At 44.7% G+C, this 815-nt stretch carries 1 protein-coding gene; it reads right to left on the bottom strand.

Features of this window, described 5'->3' with window-relative positions; all coding sequences use genetic code 11:
• Positions 1–163 precede the first annotated feature (163 nt).
• Positions 164–815, bottom strand: a 652-nt coding sequence (gene rpoH, locus R7Q09_RS24905) for an RNA polymerase sigma factor RpoH (RefSeq protein WP_318143792.1), incomplete at its 5' end; no start/stop codon positions are given.

Here is an 815-nt window from a genome sequence, read left to right as displayed (position 1 = left end):
TGGGTTTCGAACAGTTGATAAATAATTACTTCACAGAGTTATGCACAGGTAGCACAGAAAATTTAGATCGCAAACGCTATCTATTTTCGATCGAAAATAAAAAAGCCGAGATCACATGATCTCGGCTTTCTATGAAAATCTTACTTTATATTAGAGGCTGAAGTTAGAACTCACCAACGGCCAGTTTCAGCTTCTTCATCGCATTCTTTTCTAACTGACGAATACGCTCTGCAGAAACGCCAAACTCATCAGCCAAGTCTTGCAATGTTGCTTTCTCATCGTCTAACCAACGAGAGCGCACAATGCGTTGGCTACGCTCATCTAGGCTTGCTAGTGCGTGACCAAGACGATTATTGGTGTGCATTTCCCAGTTTGCAGCTTCGATGTTGTCAGCCACGTCCGACGATTTGTCTTCTAGGTACAGCATCGGTGCAGTGTATGAGCTAGTCGCACTGTCATCATCGTCAGTTGGCATATCGAACGTTGAATCGACCGCCGCAAGACGTGATTCCATCTCACGAACTTCGGAAGGTTCTACGCCCAACTCACGAGCTACGGTTTCGACTTCGCCATTGTTAAACCAACCTAAGCGTTTTTTCGATTTGCGTAGATTGAAGAACAATTTACGCTGCGCCTTAGTTGTTGCAATTTTAACGATACGCCAGTTACGTAGTACGTACTCATGGATCTCTGCTTTGATCCAGTGAACAGCAAAAGACACCAAACGTACGCCCACTTCTGGGTTAAAACGTTTAACGGCTTTCATTAGACCGATATTGCCCTCTTGCACTAGATCTGCCATTGGCAAACCGTAG

This window comes from Vibrio sp. 2130-1 (assembly GCF_033339515.1).
The sequence above is the reverse complement of the archived record's forward strand: the minus strand, read 5'-3'. Positions and strand labels throughout refer to the sequence as shown.